Origin of the sequence: Sphingopyxis sp. JAI108 (genome assembly GCF_013410105.1) — a bacterium.
GTDB classification, from domain to species: domain Bacteria; phylum Pseudomonadota; class Alphaproteobacteria; order Sphingomonadales; family Sphingomonadaceae; genus Sphingopyxis; species Sphingopyxis chilensis.
In genome coordinates, this window is sequence record NZ_JACCCJ010000001.1 from 750,602 (window position 1) to 772,469 (window position 21,868).

The 21,868-nt window shown below is 66.6% G+C and carries 29 protein-coding genes; 21 read left to right on the plus strand and 8 right to left on the minus strand.

What is annotated here, in order from left to right; translation table 11 throughout:
- The 6 genes from HDC29_RS03535 (at position 1) to HDC29_RS03560 (ending at position 4,108) form a co-directional block, all read left to right on the plus strand.
- Positions 1 to 1,140, plus strand: coding sequence for a phage major capsid protein (locus HDC29_RS03535; RefSeq protein ID WP_179494432.1), 1,140 nt, complete (start codon positions 1 to 3; stop codon positions 1,138 to 1,140).
- Positions 1,141 to 1,308: 168 nt separating this feature from the next.
- Positions 1,309 to 2,724 carry a tail fiber domain-containing protein gene (locus tag HDC29_RS03540; protein WP_179494434.1) on the plus strand — a complete coding sequence of 472 codons (1,416 nt, stop codon included), beginning with the start codon at positions 1,309 to 1,311 and terminating at the stop codon, positions 2,722 to 2,724.
- Entirely contained in the window at positions 2,721 to 2,876 is a 156-nt protein-coding gene (locus HDC29_RS03545; RefSeq protein WP_179494435.1) for a hypothetical protein, read from the plus strand. The genes HDC29_RS03540 and HDC29_RS03545 overlap by 4 nt, the downstream gene beginning before the upstream one ends.
- Before the next feature lie 13 nt (positions 2,877 to 2,889).
- Positions 2,890 to 3,174 carry a hypothetical protein gene (locus HDC29_RS03550; protein ID WP_306455558.1) on the plus strand — a complete coding sequence of 95 codons (285 nt, stop codon included), beginning with the start codon at positions 2,890 to 2,892 and terminating at the stop codon, positions 3,172 to 3,174.
- Positions 3,171 to 3,719 (plus strand): hypothetical protein, encoded by a 549-nt coding sequence (locus tag HDC29_RS03555; protein ID WP_179494437.1) that lies wholly within the window; start codon positions 3,171 to 3,173, stop codon positions 3,717 to 3,719. Before HDC29_RS03550 ends, HDC29_RS03555 begins: the two co-directional genes overlap by 4 nt.
- A complete protein-coding gene (locus HDC29_RS03560) occupies positions 3,716 to 4,108 on the plus strand; it encodes a DUF3168 domain-containing protein (protein ID WP_179494439.1) in 393 nt (130 codons plus the stop codon). Before HDC29_RS03555 ends, HDC29_RS03560 begins: the two co-directional genes overlap by 4 nt.
- A gap of 60 nt (positions 4,109 to 4,168) precedes the next feature.
- On the opposite strand, the gene HDC29_RS03565 is transcribed toward HDC29_RS03560, so the two are convergent.
- A complete protein-coding gene (locus HDC29_RS03565; protein WP_179494441.1) occupies positions 4,169 to 4,504 on the minus strand; it encodes a hypothetical protein in 336 nt (111 codons plus the stop codon).
- Between the two features lie 47 nt (positions 4,505 to 4,551).
- On the opposite strand from HDC29_RS03565, the gene HDC29_RS03570 reads away from it, so the two are divergent.
- The 12 genes from HDC29_RS03570 to HDC29_RS03620 all read left to right on the plus strand — a co-directional run bounded on the left by HDC29_RS03570 (position 4,552) and on the right by HDC29_RS03620 (position 14,173).
- Positions 4,552 to 4,959: a phage major tail protein, TP901-1 family gene (locus HDC29_RS03570; protein WP_136175651.1), complete on the plus strand. Its 408-nt coding sequence runs from the start codon at positions 4,552 to 4,554 to the stop codon at positions 4,957 to 4,959.
- Positions 4,956 to 5,267, plus strand: a complete 312-nt coding sequence (locus HDC29_RS03575; protein ID WP_373562752.1) for a gene transfer agent family protein — start codon at positions 4,956 to 4,958, stop codon at positions 5,265 to 5,267. The genes HDC29_RS03570 and HDC29_RS03575 overlap by 4 nt, the downstream gene beginning before the upstream one ends.
- A 1-nt stretch (position 5,268) precedes the next feature.
- The gene (locus HDC29_RS03580) at positions 5,269 to 5,472 is read left to right on the plus strand and encodes a phage tail assembly chaperone (protein ID WP_179494443.1); all 204 of its coding nucleotides are present in this window, start codon (positions 5,269 to 5,271) and stop codon (positions 5,470 to 5,472) included.
- Positions 5,465 to 6,031: a tail tape measure protein gene (locus HDC29_RS03585; RefSeq protein ID WP_179494445.1), complete on the plus strand. Its 567-nt coding sequence runs from the start codon at positions 5,465 to 5,467 to the stop codon at positions 6,029 to 6,031. Before HDC29_RS03580 ends, HDC29_RS03585 begins: the two co-directional genes overlap by 8 nt.
- Positions 6,031 to 8,382 carry a DUF2460 domain-containing protein gene (locus HDC29_RS03590; RefSeq protein ID WP_179494447.1) on the plus strand — a complete coding sequence of 784 codons (2,352 nt, stop codon included), beginning with the start codon at positions 6,031 to 6,033 and terminating at the stop codon, positions 8,380 to 8,382. The genes HDC29_RS03585 and HDC29_RS03590 overlap by 1 nt, the downstream gene beginning before the upstream one ends.
- A complete protein-coding gene (locus HDC29_RS03595) occupies positions 8,379 to 9,200 on the plus strand; it encodes a DUF2163 domain-containing protein (protein ID WP_179494449.1) in 822 nt (273 codons plus the stop codon). The genes HDC29_RS03590 and HDC29_RS03595 overlap by 4 nt, the downstream gene beginning before the upstream one ends.
- Positions 9,201 to 9,234: 34 nt before the next feature.
- Complete coding sequence (locus HDC29_RS03600; RefSeq protein WP_179494451.1) at positions 9,235 to 9,594, plus strand: NlpC/P60 family protein; 360 nt, start codon at positions 9,235 to 9,237, stop codon at positions 9,592 to 9,594.
- A 12-nt stretch (positions 9,595 to 9,606) separates the two neighbouring features.
- Positions 9,607 to 9,897 (plus strand): hypothetical protein, encoded by a 291-nt coding sequence (locus tag HDC29_RS19145; protein ID WP_257018017.1) that lies wholly within the window; start codon positions 9,607 to 9,609, stop codon positions 9,895 to 9,897.
- 7 nt (positions 9,898 to 9,904) lie between these two features.
- Positions 9,905 to 11,785, plus strand: a complete 1,881-nt coding sequence (locus HDC29_RS03605) for a phage tail protein (protein ID WP_373562753.1) — start codon at positions 9,905 to 9,907, stop codon at positions 11,783 to 11,785.
- Positions 11,786 to 11,794: 9 nt separating this feature from the next.
- Positions 11,795 to 12,247, plus strand: coding sequence for a DUF2793 domain-containing protein (locus HDC29_RS03610; protein ID WP_179494454.1), 453 nt, complete (start codon positions 11,795 to 11,797; stop codon positions 12,245 to 12,247).
- A 130-nt stretch (positions 12,248 to 12,377) separates the two neighbouring features.
- Positions 12,378 to 13,493, plus strand: a complete 1,116-nt coding sequence (locus tag HDC29_RS03615; RefSeq protein WP_179494456.1) for an OmpA family protein — start codon at positions 12,378 to 12,380, stop codon at positions 13,491 to 13,493.
- Between the two features lie 242 nt (positions 13,494 to 13,735).
- Positions 13,736 to 14,173, plus strand: coding sequence for a biopolymer transporter ExbD (locus HDC29_RS03620; protein ID WP_179494459.1), 438 nt, complete (start codon positions 13,736 to 13,738; stop codon positions 14,171 to 14,173).
- A gap of 22 nt (positions 14,174 to 14,195) precedes the next feature.
- Here HDC29_RS03620 and HDC29_RS03625 read toward each other — a convergent pair whose 3' ends face one another.
- Together HDC29_RS03625 and HDC29_RS03630 are read right to left on the minus strand one after the other, a co-directional pair.
- A complete protein-coding gene (locus tag HDC29_RS03625; protein ID WP_306455559.1) occupies positions 14,196 to 14,729 on the minus strand; it encodes a DUF1993 domain-containing protein in 534 nt (177 codons plus the stop codon).
- A 21-nt stretch (positions 14,730 to 14,750) separates the two neighbouring features.
- Positions 14,751 to 16,550, minus strand: a complete 1,800-nt coding sequence (locus HDC29_RS03630; RefSeq protein WP_179494470.1) for an ABC transporter transmembrane domain-containing protein — start codon at positions 16,548 to 16,550, stop codon at positions 14,751 to 14,753.
- 175 nt (positions 16,551 to 16,725) lie between these two features.
- On the opposite strand from HDC29_RS03630, the gene HDC29_RS03635 reads away from it, so the two are divergent.
- Positions 16,726 to 17,946, plus strand: a complete 1,221-nt coding sequence (locus tag HDC29_RS03635) for a polyhydroxyalkanoate depolymerase (protein ID WP_179494472.1) — start codon at positions 16,726 to 16,728, stop codon at positions 17,944 to 17,946.
- Here the strand turns inward: HDC29_RS03635 and HDC29_RS03640 are convergent.
- Positions 17,943 to 18,338, minus strand: coding sequence for a YkvA family protein (locus tag HDC29_RS03640; protein ID WP_179494474.1), 396 nt, complete (start codon positions 18,336 to 18,338; stop codon positions 17,943 to 17,945). The genes HDC29_RS03635 and HDC29_RS03640 overlap by 4 nt on opposite strands.
- 24 nt (positions 18,339 to 18,362) lie before the next feature.
- Between HDC29_RS03640 and HDC29_RS03645 the strand changes: the two genes are divergently transcribed.
- Positions 18,363 to 19,346: a dipeptide epimerase gene (locus HDC29_RS03645; RefSeq protein ID WP_179494476.1), complete on the plus strand. Its 984-nt coding sequence runs from the start codon at positions 18,363 to 18,365 to the stop codon at positions 19,344 to 19,346.
- Here HDC29_RS03645 and HDC29_RS03650 read toward each other — a convergent pair.
- A complete protein-coding gene (locus HDC29_RS03650; RefSeq protein WP_179494478.1) occupies positions 19,343 to 19,807 on the minus strand; it encodes a pyridoxamine 5'-phosphate oxidase family protein in 465 nt (154 codons plus the stop codon). The two genes, HDC29_RS03645 and HDC29_RS03650, sit on opposite strands and share 4 nt — an antisense overlap.
- A gap of 63 nt (positions 19,808 to 19,870) precedes the next feature.
- Positions 19,871 to 20,266: a VOC family protein gene (locus HDC29_RS03655; protein ID WP_179494480.1), complete on the minus strand. Its 396-nt coding sequence runs from the start codon at positions 20,264 to 20,266 to the stop codon at positions 19,871 to 19,873.
- Between the two features lie 85 nt (positions 20,267 to 20,351).
- On the opposite strand from HDC29_RS03655, the gene soxR reads away from it, so the two are divergent.
- On the plus strand, positions 20,352 to 20,822 hold the full coding sequence (gene soxR / locus HDC29_RS03660; protein ID WP_179494482.1) for a redox-sensitive transcriptional activator SoxR: 471 nt from the start codon (positions 20,352 to 20,354) through the stop codon (positions 20,820 to 20,822).
- Between the two features lie 156 nt (positions 20,823 to 20,978).
- On the opposite strand, the gene HDC29_RS03665 is transcribed toward soxR, so the two are convergent.
- Together HDC29_RS03665 and HDC29_RS03670 are read right to left on the minus strand one after the other, a co-directional pair.
- Positions 20,979 to 21,269 (minus strand): putative quinol monooxygenase, encoded by a 291-nt coding sequence (locus HDC29_RS03665; RefSeq protein WP_179494484.1) that lies wholly within the window; start codon positions 21,267 to 21,269, stop codon positions 20,979 to 20,981.
- A gap of 14 nt (positions 21,270 to 21,283) precedes the next feature.
- Complete coding sequence (locus HDC29_RS03670) at positions 21,284 to 21,868, minus strand: carboxymuconolactone decarboxylase family protein (RefSeq protein ID WP_179494486.1); 585 nt, start codon at positions 21,866 to 21,868, stop codon at positions 21,284 to 21,286.

The following is a 21,868-nucleotide window of genomic DNA, read 5'->3' on the forward strand; positions in this document are numbered from 1 at the left end:
ATGGACAATATGGAAGTGAAGGCGGATGCGCTCGACGGAGCGTTCGATGCGGTGCTGGCGGCGGAGGCGGTCGATGAACTGAAGGCGTCGGTGGCGGCGCTGAAGGCACAGGTCGATGCGCAGACGGTGGCGGCGGCGCGGCTGCCGCTCGACGGGGCGAAGGCGGCCGATCCGGCGCTGGGTGCCTTTGTCGAGCGGTATCTGCGGCGCGGGATCGATGCCGGGGTCGAGATGAAGAGCCTGTCGGGGGCCAGCGGCGGCGAGGGCGGCTATGCGGTGCCGCGCGAGATTGACGGGACGATCGCCGCGACGCTGAAGTCGCTGTCGCCGATCCGCAGCATCGCGACCGTCGTGCAGACGGGGACGAGCGGATACCGCAAGCTGGTCGCGACGGGATCGATGGGCACGGGCTGGGTCGGCGAGACGGCGGCGCGTCCCGAAACCGCGACGCGCAGCTTTGCCGAGATCGCGCCGCCGTCGGGCGAGCTTTACGCCAATCCGGCGGCGAGCCAGGCGATGCTCGACGATGCGATGTTCAACGTCGAGGACTGGCTCGCCGAACAGCTGGGGCGCGAGTTCGCGGTGGCGGAGGGCAGCGCCTTCGTGAACGGCAATGGCACGAACCGGCCGAAAGGGTTCCTGACCTATTCGACGACGAACGAGTTCGACAGCGTGCGCGCCTTCGGGACGCTGCAACACCTCGCGACGGGGGCTGCGGGCGCTTTCCCGGCGTCGAACCCGCAGGACAAGCTGGTCGAGCTGGTCCACTCGCTGAAGGCACCGTACCGGCAGGGCGCGTGCTGGGTGATGAATTCGGACACGCTGAGCCGCATCCGCAAGTTCAAGACGAGCGACGGCGCCTTCATCTGGCAGCCGGGAATGGTCGAGGGGCAGGCGGCGACCTTGCTCGGCTATCCGGTGGTCGAGGCCGAGGACATGCCCGATGTGGGTGCGAACAGCCTGTCGATCGCCTTCGGCAATTTCCGCGCGGGCTACCTGATCGCCGACCGCGGCGAGACGCGTATCCTGCGCGATCCGTTCAGCAACAAGCCCTTCGTGCATTTCTATGCAACCAAAAGGGTAGGCGGAGCGATCATCGATTCGCAGGCCATCAAGCTGATGAAATTCGCTGCCAGCTAACGCGCTGGTGCGCGAGGGCGCCCGGCCCGTCCAACCCTTTCGGGGCGGAGCCGGGCGCCAAATGCCGACCACCCTTCCGCCCGGTCCGGCCTTCGCCTCGGACTGAATGAAATGGCGGCCCGCATTTTCTCCCATTGAAAAATTCGTTCCTGAAAGGATGGCCCTGCCATGCCGACCCCATTTTTCGCCGACCTGGTGCGCGAACTTGCGCAAGAGGGCGGGACCGGGCCGCTGACGCCGACCGGCGCGGTGCCCGGTCATCGCCGCTTTGCCGACGCCGTGCCGCCCGGCGTTTCGTTTGACTATGCCGTCGCGGGGATCGCCCGCCCCGAACAATGGGAGGTCGGGACCGGCCGAATCGGCGCTGACGGCCGCCTGCTTCGCGACGTGGTGGCCGCATCGTCGAACGATGGCGCGGCGGTGGATTTCACGGCCGGGCTGAAAACGATCGCGCTGACCGTCGGCGCGGGCTGGTTCGCGGCCGCCGACACGCGCGCGGCGACGCTGGCAGCAGACATGGCGGCGTTCGATGGCGAGCTGGCCGGGCTGGCGGATGCGCTCGACGCGAAGCAGCCGCTGTCGACGACGCATGGAAGCGTGGTCGCGGGCGAAGCGACGGACGCGGTGACGGTTCGCCGCGGCGCCGGATGGATCAACATCCCGCTGTCGGCACTCGCGTTTCGCGGCCCCGACGGCCGCTATATGCTGAACGGTCCGCTGGGTGCCGCGGCCGGCGGCGCGATCGAGATACAGCGCCCGACCGATGGCGACGTGCTCGACATCGGCAAGGATGGCGGCCAGCGGCTGCGCGTCTTTGCCGATGGCGGCGCGATCGGTCTGTTCAACGTCGCGGGAGCCGGGGCGGGCCGCGACGGGCTTCGCATGCTCGACGGCGCGGTGGCCTTCGACATTGCGGCGAGCGAGGTCGCACGGCTCGACGCGAGCGGGCTGAAGCTGAATAGCGGACAGATGGCAGCGCCCGATGGCACTTCGGCCGCGCCGACCTATAGTTTCGCGGCCGCGCCGAATATGGGGATGCGAGCGTCGGGGGCCAATCTGGGGCTTGTAACGAGCGGAGCGATCCGGTTGCTCGTCAACGCATCGGGCGGTACCGCGCCCGGCACTGACAATGCTCAAACACTCGGCACGTCCGGCTTGCGCTGGTCGGTCGTCTATGCCGCGACCGGCACGATCAACACCTCCGACACGCGCGAAAAAACTTGGCGCGGCACGGCGACCGAGGCTGAATTGCGCGCGGCGCGGCGCATCATCGGCGAACTCGGCTTTTTCCAGTGGAATGCCGCCATCGCCGTGAAGGGCGAAGCGGGCGCGCGGCTGCATTTTGGCGCGCGCGCGCAGGCGGTGTGGGCGATCATGGCCGACGAAGGGCTGATCGAGCCGATCGCCGACGGCGCGGCGCCGAGCAGCCGCTATGCCTTTCTGTGTCATGACCAATGGGACGAGGCAGCGGCGGGCGAGGGCGGATCCGCCGGCGACCGCTTCGGCTTACGCACCGACCAGCTGGCGATGTTCCTCATCGCGGCGCAGGACGCGCGCCTTGCGGCGCTGGAGACCATGGCATGACGGACGGATCGGCATTGGCCGCGCGCGCGATCGGCGATGTCGCGCGGCGCGATCTGCCAAGCGAATGGGCCGGACCCGAACCGGCGGCGCCGCAGACGGTCCTGCCGCGGGTGCGCGAAGCGGCGCGGCGCGTGACCTTGCGCAAGCCCTGACGGGAAGGGGGAGATGATGACGATGATGGTGAAGGATCCGGGCACGCGGATCGACTTCGAGTTCGATTGGTCGGCGGCGTATCCGGCGGGCCAGGCGGTCGTTGCCAGCGACTGGTCGGTGATGCCGGTGGAGGAGGGCGGCGTGACCGTAGCCGGCGGCGCACACGATCTGATGGAGGTCACCGTCACGCTGGCGGGCGGGATCGCGGGGCGCGTCTATCGCGTCACCAATCGCGTGACGATGAGCGACGGACAGATCGATGAGCGGTCGATGACCGTGCGGGTGGAGGAGCGATGATGGTGGAAAGCCTGTCGCCGGGCGAGACCCCGGTTAGCCTGAACGAGGCGCGCGGCTGGCTGCGGCTGGGCACGACGATCGACGACGCCGTGATCGCAGGACTGGTGCGCGCGGCGACCAATATCTGCGAGGCGTTCATAGGCCAGTGGCTGATGGTGCGCATGGGGGAGGAGGTGGGGCCGCTGCCGGCGGACCGCATCCTGCTCGGCGCGCGGCCCGTCGTCGCGGTCGACAGCGTGATATTGCTCTCGCCGGACGGCAGCGAACAGCCGCTGGGCGAGCAGGCGTATCGCGTGACGATCGCTCGCGACGGCAGCGCGTGCGTCGCCGTGGCCGATTCGGCCGACGCGGTGGGTGCGCGCATTATCTATCGCGCCGGCATGGCCGAGGGCGCCAACGGCGTTCCCGAGGCGATCCGCCAGGGCATCATCCGGATGACGCAGCATTTGCACGACGCGCGCGACGGCGCGGGCGCGGCCCCGCCGGCAGCGATCGCCGCACTATGGCAGCCGTGGCGGCGGGTGACGCTGGGAAGCGTGCGATGAGCGGCGCCGAGCAGGCGGTGCGCGCGAAGGCGATCGCTCTGCTGGCGGGCGATGCTGAACTCGCGGGGCTGGTGCACGGCGTGTTCGATGGCGTCCCGCCGCGGGCGAGCGCGCCTTATGTCTCGGTAGGCGGGGCCGAAGGCCGCGACTGGGGTACCAAGGACCGGGCGGGGCGGGAAGTGCAATTGGCGTTGGTGCTGAACGGCGTCGGCGAGAGCGCCGACCGCGGCGCCGTCGCGCGGATCGAGGCGACTGCCGCAGCGTTGCGCGGTGCGGCGGGCGACTGGACGGTCGTGGGCGCGCGGGTCGTGCGGACGCGCTTCACCTTTGCGCGCGACGGCGGCTGGCGCCATGAAACGACGGTGCGATGCCGTTGTCTGGCGGAATAGGGGGTGGCCAATCGGGCTTTGCGAAGGCGGTGATCGCCGCTTTCGCGAGCGGCGTTTTCGCTACTCGCCGGGCATCGTGTTGGTCGACTTATAGTCCTTGAACTTTTCGGTGAAATTGGCGTGATAATCCTCGATCTGCAGGTCGGCGTCCTCGGCCGCGACCGCTTCGGAATCGCCACCCGATCGGCCGAGCGCGATTACCGCCTTGCGGAACGCCTCGCGTTCGGTCCCGCAGTTCGATTTTACCTGCATTTCATATTGGACGTCTTCGACCTTGGCCTCGAGCGCCTTCTTCATGTCGTCGCGCAAGCATTTGGTGAAGGCAACGCGCGTCGTGTCCACCATCGCCGAGGGCGACTGCGCCATGACGGCCAAAAGCAATGTCGTGATCAGCATCCTGCGACTCCCCATTCCGCATGATTATATTTTGAGGAGGTTAGACGATGGCTATCGAAAATGGGAGCGATTTTCTGCTCAAGGTCGGCGACGGCGAAGCGCCGCCGACGTACCGCACCGTGGCGGGGCTTCGTACGACCCAATTGTCGGTGAACGGCGAGGCGGTGAACGTGACGACGAAGGATTCGGGCGGGTGGCGCGAGCTGCTGTCGGGCGCGGGAGTGCGATCGGTCTCGGTGAGTGCGGCGGGAATTTTTACGGGTTCGGACGCCGAGGTGCGGCTGCGTGGTCATGCTTTGTCCGGGACCATCGACGATTATGAGCTGAGCTTCGAAAGCGGCGAGCGGATGCGCGGGCGTTTCCTCGTCACGCGGCTCGACTATGCCGGCGATTATAATGGCGAGCGCAACTACACGCTGAACCTTGAGTCGAGCGGCGCGGTGGTGAGCCTGTGAGCAGGGCCAACATGCTCCGCGGCGAGGCGGAGCTGACGGTCGGCGGGCGGCGGCTGATTTTGCGGCCGAGCTTTGCGGCGCTGGTCGCCGCCGAGGCCGAGTTGGGGCCGATCTTCGGCCTGGTCGAACGCGCTGCCGACGGGCGGCTGGGGCTGGGCGAGCTTGCCGGCCTGTTCTGGCACTGTGTCAGGGAACGACCCGAGACGTTGACGCGCGAAGAGATCGGCGAGGCGGTGGTCGCGCAGGGACTGGCGGCCGTGACCCCGGCGCTGCGCGCGCTGCTGGGGCAGATATTGCAAGGGCGATGATGTGGCGGAGGATCGGCTTGGGCCCGCGGCGATCGCGCTCGCGGGGGTGATGGCGCGCGTCGCGGGGTGGCGGCCCGACGAATTCTGGGCGGCGACGCCGGCCGATGTTCGCGCGGTGCTGGCCGGGTGGCTCGATAGTGCGGCGGAGCCCTGTTTCGACGGGTCGGCGCTGGCGGCGATGATGGAGAGATTTCCCGATGGATGAGATCGACGAAATGGTCGTCGCGGTGCGCGCCGATACCGGGGCGTTCCGGCGCGACATAGCAGCGCTGCGCGCCGAGCTTGGCGGGCCGCTGGTTGTCGAAGCCGATCGGACGGGGCGCGCGATCGAGCGGGCACTGTCGCGCGCGATCGTCAGCGGCAAGATGGGGTTCGAGGATCTGAAGCGGCTCGCGCTTTCGGTCATGGCCGATATTGCGCGGGCGGCGATTTCGAATGGCGTCGGTGCGGCGGGCGGTGGATCGGGCGGCGAGGGATTGCTGTCGCTCGGCACCTCGATCGCGATGGCGCTGTTCGGCGCACCGGGTCGCGCGACCGGCGGGCCGGTGAGTGCGGGGCGCGCCTATCGCGTCGGCGAGCGTGGCCCCGAACTGTTCGTTCCGACGACGAGCGGGCGGATCGAGGCGGCGGGCGGCAGCGTACGAAATATCGCGATCACGGTGAATGTGCGGGGTGAGCCGGGCAGCGAACCACAGCGGTTGGCACAGACGGGGCGGCAGCTGGCGCGCGCGGTACGGCGCGCGGTGGCGGCGGGCGAAGACTGATGGGTTGGGCGTTGGTGGCGACCGCCGAGCCGCATCACAGGAAAGGCTGGCTCAAGCGGTTCGATCCGCGCTTCTGGACGATCGATTTCGCGCGGCCGATGATGGCGAGCGTGACGAGCGACGTCCCGGGCGCGCTGCGCGTCGAGGCGGTCTTTTATCAAAAGCAGGATCTGGCGGGGCTCATATGGGAGAGTGAAGATCGCTGGGATCACCCGCTGCTCGCTTATGAGACGAAGCGCGATTTCCGGAATACGCAGCTGAGCTTCCGCTGGCGGTCGGGCGGCGTGAAGGCGCTCGACGCACTGCACGGGCCGACGCTGACGATCGAGGGGCGCGATGCCGCAGGGGAAGCGCGTGCCTGGTATGTGCGGCTGTGGAATTATGCGGTGGGAACGGCGGAGGATGCCGTCGTCACGCTCGATTTCAACGCGCTCGACGGCGGGTTCCTGCTTCCGGACGAGGCCGATCCGGTGTGGGCGGGCGACATCGACCGGATGTTCATTTCGCTGGTTCCGCCGGGCTATGACGGCGACGACGCTGTGCTTCCGGCGCCCGTGCAGGGCTGGGCGGAGATGAGCGACATCGCCTGCTGGGGTTCGGGATCGGTGCTTGCGATCGGCGATGTCGTGATGCCCGAACTGGACCCGGCTAAAGGGGGGCTGGGCATCGCGAACGGCTATGACGACAGCTACCATCTGTCCCCGGCGCGGCTGGTGCGGCAGGTCGTGCAACTCGGCTATCGCGGCGACGTCGTCCACTATGTCGGGATGAGCCATTATATGCGGCTTGCGCCGGATGGTGCCGTATTTCGTGCCACTTTGGCGGGTGGCGCACTCAATGCGCCGTGCGCGGCCTGGCACGCGGGGTTCGCTGCGGCGTGCGAGGCGGCGGGGCTCGGCGTGATCTGGTCGCTCTCCTATGAGCTTTTCGACGCCTATTGCCCGGAGGAGTGGAAGCAGCGCGCGAGCGACGGGTCCCCCGCGCTGACCGGTTGGGAGCCGCCATCGACGCTGTTGTCGCCCGTGCATGTCGAGGCGATGGGATATTTGCAGGCGGTCGCGCGTGCGTTCGTCGCTGTCGGTGCGGCGGCGGGGCTCGCGCTGAAATTCCAGGTCGGCGAGCCGTGGTGGTGGATTGCCGGCGAGGGGCGGATCTGTGCCTATGATGCGGCGACGACGGCTGCGCTCGGGAGCGCGAGCGTGCCGATCGCCGACTTGCGGGAGGCGCTGGACGCGCCGCAGTTGGCGATGCTCGACGCGCTGGGGGCGCTGCTCGCCGCATCGACCGCGGCGTTGGTCGCGGCGGCGCGCGACGAGGCGGGGGCGGCAGGGCTGGTGAGCCATTTGCTCGTCTATCTGCCAACGGTGCTCGACCCGGCGGCGCCCGAAGTGCGGCGCGCCAATGTGCCGCCGGGATGGGCGGCGCCGGCGTTCGATGTGCTGCAGCTCGAAGATTATGACTGGGTAACCGGGGGACGCGGGGCGGAGACGGCGCGCGCCCGGGCGGCGACGGCGGTGCGGCTGGGCTATCCCATAGGGGAACAGCATTATTTTTCCGGGTTCGTGTTGCTGCCCGAGGATCGTGCACAGTGGGCGCTGATTGCCGAGGCTGCCGCTGCGGCGCGGCGCGCGGGCGTGGCTCGAGCCTTTGTCTGGGCGCTGCCGCAGGTCGCGCGCGACGGTTTCGTGACCTTTGACGGGGAGGATGAGGTGCAGGCTTTCGATGCGGTGGATTTTCCGATCGCGATCGGGCGCGAGGCGGTGGTCGCGACCGAATTTTCGACCCAGATCGTGAGCTCGCCGTCGGGGCATGAGCAGCGCGCGAGTGAATGGGCCGAACCGCGGATGCGCTATGATGCGGGGCCGGGAATCCGGTCAGAGGCCAATGTGCGCTTGCTGGGCGATTTCTTTCGCGCACGGCGCGGGGCGGCGCGCGCGTTTCGTTTTCGCGACCCCTTCGATGGCAGTTCGGCGGCCGATAACGGCCTGCCGGGACCGGACGACCAGTTCCTCGGGGTTGGCGACGGGGACCGTCGGCAGTTCGCGTTGGTGAAGCGTTATGGCGCGGGCGACGCCGAGCAGGTCCGCCCGATCCGGCTGCCGGTCGAGGGAAGCGTGCGCGTCTCGGTCGACGGAATCGAGACGGCGGCGTTCCTGACGACGGACGATGGCGAGATATTGCTCGACGCTGCGCCGGGGGCGGGGATTGCGGTGCGCGCAGGTTTTTTGTTCGACGTGCCGGTGCGTTTTGCCGAGGACCGGCTGGAGGCAAGTCGCGCGACCTTCCTCGCCGGCGAGCTGGCGAGCGTGCCGCTGGTCGAGGTGCGGGCACCCCAAGGGAGCTCGACATGACGCTGATGGCGGCGCCCGACTGGCTGCGCGAAGAAGTGGTGACGCTCGCATGGTGCTGGCGGCTGGCGCGACGCGACGGGGTCGCGATCGGATTCACGTCGCACGACCGCGACCTGATGGTCGGCGGGTTGGCATATCGCGCGGCGCCGGGGATGAAGCCCTCGGCGATCGAGACGAGCGACAGCCTCGATGCCGCGACGATGGACCTGGAGGGCGCGATCGCGAGCGATGCGATTGCCGCGCGCGACCTGGAGGCCGGGCGCTGGGACGGGGCGGAGCTGGAGTTGTTCGTGACCGACTGGACCGCGCCGGATGCGGCGCCCGTGACGGTCGCGCGCGGATCGCTGGGCTCGGTCGAACAGCGTGGGTCGGCCTTTGCCGCCGAGCTGCAGGGCGTGACGCGGCTGCTCGACCGGCCCGTATGCCCGGCGACCTCGCCCTCGTGCCGCGCGATGCTGGGGGATCGCGCGTGCCGGATCGATCTGGCGCCGCGCACGCATGTCCGCCGCGTCGTGGCCGTCGAAGGGCGCGCCGTGACGCTCGACGCAGCGGTCGGCGGCATGGCGTTCGGCAACCTGTCGTGGATCGAGGGCGCCAATTGCGGATTGGAAAGTCCGGTGATCGATGTCGACGGAGCGAGCCTCCATCTCGCCGAGGCGCCGGCGTTCGAGCCGCCGGGTCCGGTGCGCGTACGGCTGGTCGAGGGATGCGACAAGCAGCTTGCGACCTGCCGCGACCGTTTTGCCAATGCGATCAATTTCCGCGGCGAGGCGCACCTGCCGGGCAATGACCTTCTGACCCGCTATCCAGGTGGTTGATTGCGCGGAGGCCGCCGTTCGCGCGGCGTGCGCGATGGTGGGCGTCCGTTTCCGTCCGCAGGGAACAGATCCGGCAACGGGGCTGGATTGTGTCGGGCTGGTGTGGGCGGCCTATGCGGCGGCTGGTCGGCGGCTGGCGCGGCCGGCGGATTATCCGCTGCGCGGCTGGACACTGGAGAAGGTCGAGGCCGCGTTTGCGGCCGCGGGCTTTATCCGCGTCAGCGATCCGATGCGCATCGGCGATGTTCTGCTGATCGTCTATCCGGCGCGGCAATATCATCTCGGTCTGATCGGACCCGAGGCATTCATCCATGCTCATGCAGGGCTGCGCCGGGTGGTCGCGACGCCGCTCGACACGAGCCTGCAAGGTGCCGCGCGATGGCGGCTTTCATAAGAGGGGACGGCAATGGCGACCTTGGTGTTGACGGTGGTAGGCGGGATCGTCGGAGGCCCGGTCGGCGCTGCGATCGGCGCGGCGGTCGGGCAGCAAGTCGATGCGGAGATTTTCAAACCCAAGGGACGCGAGGGGCCGCGGCTCGCCGATCTGAAGGTTCAGGCATCGACCTATGGCCAGCAGATCCCGCAATTGTTCGGGACGATGCGCGTCGCGGGCAGCGTCATCTGGGCGACCGACCTGATCGAGCGGCGGGCCAAGCGGGGGGGGCGGCAAGGGCCGGCCGTCAACGACCGAATATAGCTATGCCGTGTCGCTGGCGATCGCGCTTTCGTCGCGCCCCGTCCGTGCGATCGGGCGCATCTGGGCCGACGGCAACCTGCTGCGCGGGACGAGCGGCACCTTCCAGGAGCGCTGCACTTTCCGCTGGTATGACGGGAGCGAGGATCAGGCGGCCGATCCGCTGATCGCATCCGCGCTGGGCATCGGGTCGGCGAGTGCCTTTCGGGGCCTGTCCTATGTGGTTTTTGAAGAACTCGAACTGGGCGCGTTCGGCAATCGGATTCCCTCACTTACCTTCGAGGTCGAAGCCGATGCGGGGAGCATCGATGCCGGACTGATCGGCGACAAGCTGCTCGCCGACGCGGGGCGCTGTCAGGGCGCATGGCCCTATTCGGGCTATGCGGCATCGGGCGACCGTGCGCGCGATGCGCTGGCGCCGCTGTTCGATGCCGACGGCGTGCTGTTGGCGAGCGGACCTGGCGGTTGGCGCTTGGCGCCGGCGTCGAGCGCGGGCGATCCGCTGGCGCTGAGCGATTTTTGCGAGCTGCGGCGGGGCGATGCTCCGAGCGATCGGGCCGAACGGCGGCGAGCGCCTTTGTCGTCGCTGCCGGGAACGATCCGCCTGCGCCACTATGAGCCGGGGCGCGATTTTCAGCTCGGCCAGCAGGCAAGCCAGGTTGCAGGCGGTGGTGTGCGCGAAGAGCGGATCGACCTGCCGGCGGTCTTGCCGGCAACGTCGGCGCGGGCGCTGGCGCAGCGTCTTGCCTCTCGCGCCGCGGACGAGCGCGAGACGTCGATCTGGCACGCCGACCTGGCCGCGCTGGCGCTGACCGTCGGGCAGGTCGTGACCGATGCCGATGGGAGACGCTGGCGCCTGGCGGGACGGACCGTTCGCGGCAGCGAAATCTTGCTTGAACTGCGACGCTACCAGCCGCTGCCCGCGACCGAACTGCCCGCGGCGCCCGGGGTTCCGGTCGGCGCTCCCGACTGGCCCGACGCGGTCGGCATGGTCTGCCTGTTCGATTTGCCCAATCTGGGGAGTCCGGCAGCCTCCGCACCGCGAATATTGATCGCCGGAGCGGGCAGCAACGACGGCTGGCGCGGCGCCGATTGCTGGTTCGTCTCGCCAGCCGGTGCCGAGCCGGTCCCGGTGGGAACCGTGCGTCCGGCGGTGGCGCTCGGCCTGCTCGCCGAGCCGCTGGCAGCGGGAAGCGACTGTCTGTTCGACCTTTCTGACACGATCGTAGTCGAACTGGCCAATCCTTCGATGACGCTCGAATCGATCGACGATGCCGCGCTGCTCGGCGGCGCGAACCGCGCGATGGTGGGCAGGGAATTGCTGCAATTCGGCGAAGCCGAGATTGTGGGGCCGCGGAAATGGCGTCTGTCGCGCCTGCTTCGCGGGCGGGTCGGGACCGCGAGCGAGATGATTCATCCGGCGGGCGAGCCGTTCGTGCTGCTCGACGATCCAGCGTTGCTGACGCTGCCCGACGACCTGGCCGTGATGGCGGGCGCAGGCGGATCGACGCTGCAATGGGCGCCACGAAACGGCACCGCGCTGACCGAGATCGGCATCGCGGCCGCCGAACAATCGTTGCGACCACTTTCGCCCGTGCACGGACAGATCCGCCCGGACGGTGCGGGCGGCGTGACGATCGGATGGACAAGACGAAGCCGCCTCGACGCCGGCTGGCGCGACCATGTCGACCAGCCGCTTGGCGAAACCCGCGAAATGTGGCGCGTTTCGCTGGTACCGCCGGTTCCGGGCGTCGGGCCATGGGAGCCGGAGTTACCGACCCTGAATATCGGCGCCAGCGAGATCGCCGGGCTGGAGCCGGGGCATAAGATAGAAATCCGCCAAACGGGTGATTTTTCGCAGTCGCCGCCGCTTTCCCTGGCTTTGACATAAGGATGGATCATGACCGACACGCCAACCACGTCGCGCTTTGCATTACCGCTACTTGCCGTCGCGCAGGCCCAGAAGGAGGTGACGCACAATGAAGCGCTGACCCTGCTCGACGCGCTCGTCCACGCTGCGATCGAGGCGGGACCGCTGGCGGAGCCGCCTTCCAGCTCCGCGCCGGGCCAATGCTGGATCGTCGGCTCCGCGCCGACCGGCGCCTGGGCCGGACATGGCGATGCAATTGCAGTACAAACGTCGGGCGGCTGGCGATTTGCGGTACCCCGCGAAGGGACCCATGTCATGCGCCTGGCCGATGGAGCGCGGCTTCGCTTCGAGGGTGGGACGTGGGTCGAGCCGTCGACGATCGCCCCGCCTGCAGGAGGGGCTGTGATCGATTCCGAAGCGCGCGGCGCGATTGCGGCGCTGATCGCGCAACTCGCCGCGCAGGGTATTCTGATTTCAGGCTGAATTTCTGTGCGTTGACAAAAAAAGTGCGACTTTTTGGCAACAGATTGACGATTTGTTCACTTGCACGGAACCAAAGCGGCGAGTAGGACGTCTGCCGAGACGTATATCTCAAATTGAAAGGGGAATTACTATGAGGAAGCTTGCCGTCGCTGTGGCGTTGGCCTCCACCACCCTGGCGTCGCCGGTTCTGGCGCGCGACAACTCTTGGTACGTTGGTGTTGGTGCCGGCGCAATGCTCGTCGAGGACCTGGACCTCGATATCGGCACCTTCAACAACGCCGGTACGCTCGATCATCGTGCTGGCTACGATGTCGAAGGCACCGTCGGTTACGATTTCGGCGGTTTCCGCGCGGAAGTCGAAGTCGGTTTCCGTGAAGCCGACATCAAGTCCGGCCGCTTCACGACCCCGGGCATTCCCAGCCTGCCGGGTGGTGCGGGTAGCTTCACCGGTTCGACCGCCCTGAATGGCGATTCGAACGCGCTGAGCTTCATGGTCAACGGCCTGCTCGACTTCGGCGACGACGACGGCCTTCAGGGCTTTGTCGGCGGTGGTGCCGGTGTCGCACGCGTTTCGGTCGAACCCGTTTTCGCGGGTCCGTTCCTCGACGATTCGGACACGGGCTTTGCGTGGCAGGCGATTGCGGGCGTTCGCGCTCCGCTCAGCGACAACATCGACGTTGGCCTGAAGTATCGTTTCTTCAACGCCGACAATCTCGATCTGGTCGACCAGGCCGGTCGCGACGTTTCGACGCGCTTCCGTTCGCACTCGATCCTCGGGACGCTGACGTTCAACTTCGGTGGCGCTCCGGAACCGGTCGAACCGGCTCCCCCGCCGCCGCCCCCGCCGCCTCCGCCGCCCCCGCCGCCTCCGCCGCCGCCGCCGGTCGTGGAATGCGCACCTGGGCCGTACATCGTGTATTTCGACTGGGATCAGTCGAACATCACGCCGGAAGCGGCTTCGACGCTCGACAACGCGATCAGCGCCTACAACCGTGGTTGCACGGGCACGCAGGTCATGCTCGCAGGTCACGCAGACCGTTCGGGCTCGGCGACGTACAACGTTGGCCTGTCGAATCGCCGCAACGACGCGGTTCGCAGCTACCTGACCGCTCGTGGCATCTCGGATGGCTCGATCAGCGCGCAGGGCTTCGGCGAAACCCGCCCGGCCGTTGCGACCGCCGACGGCGTCCGCAACGACCAGAACCGTCGCGTGGAAATCACTTACGGTCCGAACTCGGGCATGTAAGACCGGTTTCCATCCCCGACGGGGACTGGAAGACAAAGAGGGGCGGTACCGAAAGGTGCCGCCCTTTCTTTGTGCGCGATTTGTGCGGACGCAGTCGTCCGGTGCCTTTTCCCCGAATCTTCTTGTCTGATCTTCATTATGATATACCATTACGCTATGGGCGCGAGATGATCTCGCGTTCCTGATACGGGGGCGGGGCGTCCGTTGATTGCGGCGCTCATTCCCCAAGCGGGAGAGAGACAATGCGCAAACGTCGTAGCATGTTTCATCGCAGCATTTTTCGCGCCGATCCCAATGGCGATCCCGACATCAACACCACGCCGCTGATCGACGTGATGTTGGTGATGCTGGTGATGTTCATCATCACCATTCCGCCGCCGACGCACAGCGTCGATGTGACGCTTCCGATCGGCGAGGTCCGCGGAAAGATACTCGACCAAAATCGCGTGACGATCGATACGAGCGACGTGATCCGCTGGAACGACGAAGCAATCGACCTCGCCGAGTTGGGTGTCCTCGTTAAGCAGGCGTCAGAGCGCGTCGAGCCGGCGGCGATCCTGCTCGAGCCCGATGCGCGGGCGCGTTATCTTCGTGTCGACGAGGCGATCGGCGCGATCCGGCGCAATGGCGGCTCCAAGCTCGCCTTTCCGGGCATCCAGAATTACGCCGGACTGATATGAGGTCCGGCGGCCCCGTCGCCGCTCAGGCGGGTGCCGTTCCTGGGCGGAGATGGCGCATCATATAGGCGACATAATCGGCCTTGCCGAGCGGGACGCCCATATGGCGCAACACGGCATAGGCGGCGACGCGGTGGAAGTAGAATTGCGGCTGTGCCCAGTCGCGGACATAGTCTGCGGCGCTGAGGTCGAAGATCATGCCGTTCGGTAAGTCAAAGCTGACCGCCCGCTCCATGTCGTCGCCGAGCGCGGCGCAATCGACGTCTTCAAGGACGGCCAGCGTGGCGGCGATCTGCTCCTGCATTCCGGCGAAGTCGGTCGCATCCTCGGGAAGCTCCGGGATCGCGATGCCCCCGAGCCGGCTTAGGGGCTGCAATGCCTGGAGGCATGTGAAGCGGACCTGCGAGGCGAGCGGGAACATGTCGGGGGCTAGCCGCGCGACCGCGAACTGGAGCTCGCCGATGCCATTATCCGCGCCCCATGCGCTTGCTTTCGCCAACTCGCCCGACAGAGCCTTCAGGGCATTTTGGTAGGCCGGTACGGTCAAGTCGTAGAGCATCGTCATTTTCCTTCAGCTTTGTCAGGCCGCGGCGAGATTGTCCTGGAACTGGAGTCGCGCGAGGCGGGCATAGAGGCCGTCGGCGACGACGAGCTCGTCGTGGCGACCCTCTTCGACGATGCGTCCGTCGTCCATCACGATGATGCGATCGGCGGCGCGCACGGTCGCAAGGCGGTGTGCGATCACGATCGTCGTTCGGTCTGTCATCAACGTTTCGAGGGCATCCTGCACGAGCTTTTCGGATTCAGCGTCGAGCGCGGAGGTTGCTTCGTCGAGCAGTAGCAGCGGTGCGCAGCGCAGGAGTGCGCGCGCGATCGCGACGCGCTGGCGCTGGCCGCCCGAGAGGCGCGCGCCGCCTTCGCCCATGAAGGTGTCGAGGCCCTGCGGCAATTTACGGAGAAATTCTTCGGCATTGGCGGCGCGCGCAGCGTCCCAAAGCTGCTCGTCGCTCGCCTCCCAATTGCCGTAGCGCAGATTGTCGCGCGCCGAGGCCGCAAAAATCACCGTTTCCTGTGGCACCATCGCGATACGCGCGCGGATGTCGGCGGGATCGGCTTCGGTGAGCGGCACGCCGTCGAGCAGGATCTGCCCCGCCTGCGGATCGTAGAAGCGCTCGGCGAGCTGGAATAGCGTCGACTTGCCGGCGCCCGAGGGGCCGACGATGGCGACCGTCTCGCGCGGGCGGATCGCGAGGCTGAAATCATGGAGGGCCGGGGCGTCGGGACGCGTCGGGTAGTGAAATTCGACCTTTGCGAATTCGAGCGTGCCGCTCGGCGGCGAGGGGAAAGGCTGCGGGTGCGTGGGCGGAGCGATCGTCGCTTCGGCGTTCAGCAACTCGCTGAGCCGCTCGGCGGCGCCCGCGGCGCGGAGCAGATCGCCATAGACTTCGGTGAGCGCTCCGAACGCTCCCGCGACAAGCCCGCCGGTAAGGACGAAGGCGGCGATCGTGCCGCCGGTGATCGTGCCCTGCGCGACGCCTTCGGCGCCGTACCAGAGCAGGGTGGTGATCGCGCCGAACAGGAGGCCGATCACCGTGGCGGTGATGATCGCGCGCAGACGAATGCGTCGCTTCGCGGTCGCGAAATTGGCCTCGACAGCCGCGGCGAAGCGGTCGGCTTCGCGCGCTTCCTGGCCGAACGCCTGGACTATTTTCATCGCGCTCATCTGCTCGGCCGTGGTCGCGCCGATATCGGCGACGCGGTCCTGGCTGGTCCTCGAGACATTCTGAAGCCGCCGGCCGAGCAGCACGATCGGGAGGATGATGACCGGGATGCCGAGGAGGATGCCGGCAGTGAGCTTTGGCGACAGGCTGAAGAGATAGATGATGCCGCCGATTCCCATCACCATGTTGCGCAGCGCGACGGAAACGGTGGTGCCGACCACCTGTTCGATAATCGCGGTATCCGATGTCATGCGCGAAGCGATTTCTGAAGGGCGGTTTTCCTCGAAGAAGCCGGGTGCGAGGCGGAGCAGGTTGCGTTGCACCGCCTGACGGATGTCAGCGACGGTGCGCTCGCCGAGCCAGCTGACGAAATAGAATCGCAGTGCGGTGGCCAAAGCGAGCGCGACGACGATCGCGTAAAAGAGCCTGAAATGCGGCGCGACATCGCCGCCGCCGGCGATGAAGCCGCTGTCGATCATTGCCTTGAATTGATACGGAATCGCCAGCGTGGCGAGTGCAGCGATCCCGAGCGCGATCGCGGCGACGATCAATTGCAGCGGATAGCGGCTGGCGTGATGCCACACCATCCGGAGGCTGCCGAGCTTGCGGCGAGGTTCGGCGGAAGCTTTCGCGGCGGAAAGATCGGGTTGGCTGGCCATTGCACTGCCCCTAGCAGCGGCGCGGACGGTGCTCAACGACGCAGAATGGCGCTTTTGCTTCAAAGGGTATGAAGAATCGCGAAAATGATGCGTTGCACAACGGCAGTGATTGCCTAGACTGCGAAGCGTCAGGGCGCCGCAAGAGCGCCCATATGGACGCAAGGAATGTTGATCGATGCTGTACCACGCCTTTGACCTACATAAAAACTGGCTCGCGGGCGCAAGCGCGCTTGCGACCGCTGGCGCGCAGGTGATGCAGCATCCGGCGAATCCGCTCGGCTATTTCAGCGGTAGCCCGATGTTCGCCTCGGCGCTCGAAGTCTTCGCGCATGCGGCCGCGCCGCGTGGCAAGCCGGGGTTCGAGCTTTACGACACGATGGTCGATGGCGAGACGGTGCGTGTGACCGAGGCCATCGAGGCGCGCAAGCCTTTCGGGCAGCTCAAGCATTTCAAGCATAAGGGCGCGCAAGACGCACCCAAGCTGTTGATCGTTGCGCCGATGTCGGGCCACTATGCAACATTGCTCCGCGGGACCGTCGAGCGGATGCTGCCCGGGCACGACGTGTGGATCACCGACTGGCGCGATGCGCGGAATGTGCCGCTAGAGGCCGGGAAGTTCGATCTCGACGATTATATCGACTATCTGATTGCCTGGCTCGAGCATATCGGGCCGGGCGCGCATGTGCTGGCCGTGTGCCAGCCCTCGGTGCCGAGTCTCGCCGCCGCGGCGATCATGGCGGCAAACAAGCATAAATGCCGACCGAAGACGCTGACGATGATGGGTGGGCCGATCGATACGCGCAAGGCACCGACCGCGGTCAACGAACATGCGACCACCCGGCCCTATGCGTGGTTCCAGGAAAATGTGATCGCGACGGTGCCGGCCTATTATCCGGGCGCCGGCCGCCGCGTCTATCCGGGCTTCCTGCAACTGGCCGGATTCATGTCGATGAACCTCGGCAATCACATGATGAGCCATTGGGAGATGTTCAGGCACCTGGTCGACGGCGACGGGGAGAGCGCGGACAAGACCAAGGAATTTTACGACGAATATCGCGCAGTGTGCGACATGAGCGCCGAATTTTACCTGCAGACCGTCGACGTCGTGTTCCAGCGTCACCTGCTGCCCAAGGGCGAAATGACGCATCGCGGCCAGCCGGTCGACGTCGGCGCGATCGAGGATATCGCGATTCTCGCGATCGAGGGCGAGCGCGACGATATTTCAGGAATCGGCCAGACGAAGGCGGCGCTGACGATCGCCAGAGCCTTGCCTGCGGACAAGAAAAAATATCTGATGGCGAAAGGCGTCGGCCACTACGGCATCTTCAACGGTCGCAAATGGCGCGAGGAGATCGCGCCAGTGGTCGAGAAGTGGATACGCAGCAACGGCGCCTAGTGCCACGGCGAGGTCCGAACGCTCCAGTAAACGATATAGAGAAGCCCCGCCCACAGCAGCAGTATGAAGGCCATCCCGACCCGGCTCGACGGGCGTTCGCTTGCGGTTTCGGCGGCGGCGTGGAGTTCGGTCCATAGCGGCGCCGGGATCGACCGCCGGACTACGAGCAGGCCGAGCGGGACGATGACAAGGTCGTCGATCCAGCCAAGCACCGGAATGAAGTCGGGGATCAGGTCGATCGGCGACAGCGCATAGGCGGCGACCGCGACCGCGAGGATGCGCGCGAACCATGGCACGCGCGGATCGCGCGCGGCGAGCCACGCGGCGTGGGCCTCGACCGCAAGGCGGTGGCCGAAGTCGCCGATGCGTTCGGAAAGGGATTTGCCGGTCATAGTGATCTACACTAGCCTTCCTGCATGGCTATCCAACTGAAAAGCGCGCGTGTCGAACGCTGGCCGGTCGCAGGCGAGTTCGTCATCAGTCGCGGCGCCAAGACGCATATCGATGTCGTCGTCGCCGAAATCGAGGGACAAGGCGCGATCGGGCGCGGCGAGGGTACGCCTGTCTATTATCTCGGCGAGGATGCGGCGCGGTGCCGCGACCAGATACTGCTCGCCGCGCCGCATATCGGGGAGATGGACACCGCCGAGGCGCGCGCCGCTGTGCAGGAGTTGATGGCGCCGGGCGCGGCGCGCAACGCCCTCGATTGCGCGCTATGGGATCTCGAAGCACGCCAACGTGGCCTCCGGCTCTGGCAGGTTGTCGGCTGCGACGGCGCCCCGACATCGCGGGTCACAGCCTATACGGTCTCGCTCGGTACGCCCGGCGCGATGGCGGAGCAGGCGGCTACCGCGGCGGCTGACGGATACCGCCTGCTGAAGATCAAGCTAACCGGCGAGGATGATCGCTTGCGCGTCGCCGGGGTCCGCAAGGGCGCGCCCGATGCGCGGCTGATCGTCGATGCCAATGAAAGTTGGGGTGAGATCGACATATTGAGCGAGGCCGAGGCGCTCGCCGACATGGGGGTCGAGATGATCGAGCAGCCGGTGCCGGTGGGCGCCGACGCGCTGCTCGATCCCATCTATGCGCCGATCCCCTTTATCGCCGACGAAAGCTGCCAGACGGCGGCCGATGTCGCGCGCATCGGCCCCTTTTACGACGGGGTGAATATCAAGCTCGACAAGGCGGGCGGGCTTACCGAGGCGCTCAAGATCGCCGACGCCGCCGACGCGGCGGGGCTGTCGATCATGATAGGCTGCATGCTCTCGACCAGCCTTGCCATCGCGCCCGCCTTCATATTGGCTCAGCGCGCGCGCTGGGTCGATCTCGACGGTCCCGCATTATTGGCGCGCGACCGCGAGGACGGTTTCGAATTTCGCGAGGGGCGGATCGGGATCTAGAGCGCCACTTCGGCATGTTTGCCGAGGTCGCCCTCCTTCATCGTCAGGCCCGTCGCCAGCTTGAACATGCCCTTGATGCCAGGATCGGCGGTCCAGATCTCGGCATCATCCAGGTCGAAACGCAACAAGACAAGCTTCGGATCGTCCTTGCCGCCCGGATACCAGGCGGCGATGCCGTTATTCCATAGCTTGTCGAGCACGGCGCGGTCGCTTTCATGCACCAGCGTGCCGGAAATGCAGGCAAAGAGGTCGTGGCCCTTCGACGCGAATTGCGCCATTGCGGGTCCGCCAGCCGCCAACCGGTTATCCGTCGCGGTGAAGAACCAGAAGGCGCCGTTCGCATCCTTGTCGAGCTGCGCGTTCATCGGGATATGATGTTCGCGCTCGCCGGTCGCGCCCAGCATGACATAGGGGCTGTCGGCAAGCGCCTTCCAGAACTGCTTTTTGATGTCGTCGCTCATCGGAGACTCCTTTGATTGCGGTGATGATCCACCAACGCACCAGCCCCTCGCATGTTGCCCGGTTCAGCCCAGCCTTGGCTCCGCATAGCTGACGACTTCATATTCGATGCCGTCGGGATCGAAAAAATAGAAGCGGCGGCCGGGTTCGTAAGCGCCGTGGTTGAATGGTGTGAGTCCGACCGCCTTCACGCGCATCTCGATCGTGTCGAGATCGTCGACCTGCACACCGACATGGTTGAGCGGCTCGCCCTTCGGATAGCGTGTATCGGCGTGCTCGCCCTCGGGACCGGTGTAAAGAGCGATATAGGCGGCATCGCTGCCGAGGTGGATCGTCCGGCCACCATCGCGTGCAGGGCCGCGCCAGCGTTCGTGCCAGCCGAAGATCGCCGAGAGGATTCCGGCAGTGCGGTCAGGATCGCTGACGGTGAGATTCACATGTTCGATGAAAGGGTGCGTCACGTGCAGGCTCCTGATTCGGGTTGACGCGACACTTTATAGAAGCTCAAGTGAGGTTTAGATCAAGCTCAAAGACGAAGGAGTCCCGATGCACCGGACCGACCTGATCGCGATCGGCGAACTGGCCGCCCGCACCGGTGTCGCGGTGTCGGCGATCCGGTTTTACGAAGCGAAGGGGCTGATCGAGGCGTTGCGTACCGCCGGCGGGCAGCGTCGCTTCCTGCGTGCCGATATCCGTCGCGTTTCCTTTATCTTGATCGCACAGCAGATGGGGCTGAGCCTTGAGGAGATCGGCGATGAACTGGCGCAGCTGCCTGCGGGGCGGACTCCCAATGGCGCCGACTGGACGCGGATCAGCACCGGTCTGCGCGCGCGGATCGACGCGCAGCTCGCGGCGCTCACGCGCACCCGCGAACTGCTCGACCAGTGCATCGGCTGCGGTTGCCTGTCGCTCAAGAAATGCGGGCTCTACAACCGCGAGGACAAGGCGGCGCAACGCGGAGCAGGGCCGCGGTACCTGATCGGCGACAGGGCAGGCGAGATTGCCGAGATCGGTTGACGGGCATCGGCTTTGGGGTGGTGAGCTGACCCTTATGCACCTCGGCGAAAGCCGGGGCCCAGTGCGGAAATATGCCGGGTTAGCGTCATCTTTCTGGACCCCGGCTTTCGCCGGGGCACAGATCTCTATCGGCAACCTCCGGTCGAAACCAGCCGCTCAGGCCGCGCTTAGCGTCTCGATCTCGGGGGCTCCCGCGAGGCAAGGGCCGAGGCGCGCGCCGATCGAGCGGAAATGGTCCGACGCGCGATGCGCGTCGAGCGCCGCCTGATTGTCATAGCATTCGAGGACCTTGTAGATGCCGGTTTCGCCCGTCCGGAACAGGCGGTAATAGCTGTTGCCCGTTTCGTTCGCGTTCACCGCAGCGGCGAGTTCGGCAAACACACCCTCGAACTCGTCTTCCTTGCCCGACTGCACGCGCAGCGTGGCGATCACACCGATGGCACTCATGTCATTCTCCCTGTTCAGGCCTTCAGATCGGGGTCGACGTCCCAGCCGTCCTCGACCTGGATGCCGAAGCTGTTCAATATCATCGAGACTTGCGTGTACTGGCCGACGGTCATCACGAGGTCCATGCGACCCTTGTCGCCGAGCGGCGCGAGCGCGGCCCATGTGGCGTCGGTCACGAAATGGTCGGTGGCCAGCTCGTCGGTCGCGCGGAGCATGGCGCGGTCGAGGTCGCTCCAGCCCTCCGCATCGGGACCGGCCTTGATGCGCGCGATATCGTCTTCGGAGAGGCCACAGTCGAGCCCGATGCGCTTGTGCTGCGTCCACTCATAACCCGAGCGGCAGTTGTAACCCGTGCGCAGGATGACGAGTTCGCGGTCGCGCGGGCTCAGCGCGTTGCGTCGCGACAGGATATAATTGCCCCAGCCGAGGAAGGCGGTCAGCGCCTTGGGCGCATGAGCAAGGGTGCGGAAGATGTTGAGGATCTTGCCGCCCCCGACCTTGCCCCCATCGGAAGCAAGGAAGGGTTCGAGCGCGGCGCGCTGGTCGGCATCGAGCCGGCCCAAATCGACCGGCTCGATACGCGGAGCACTCAGGCGCAA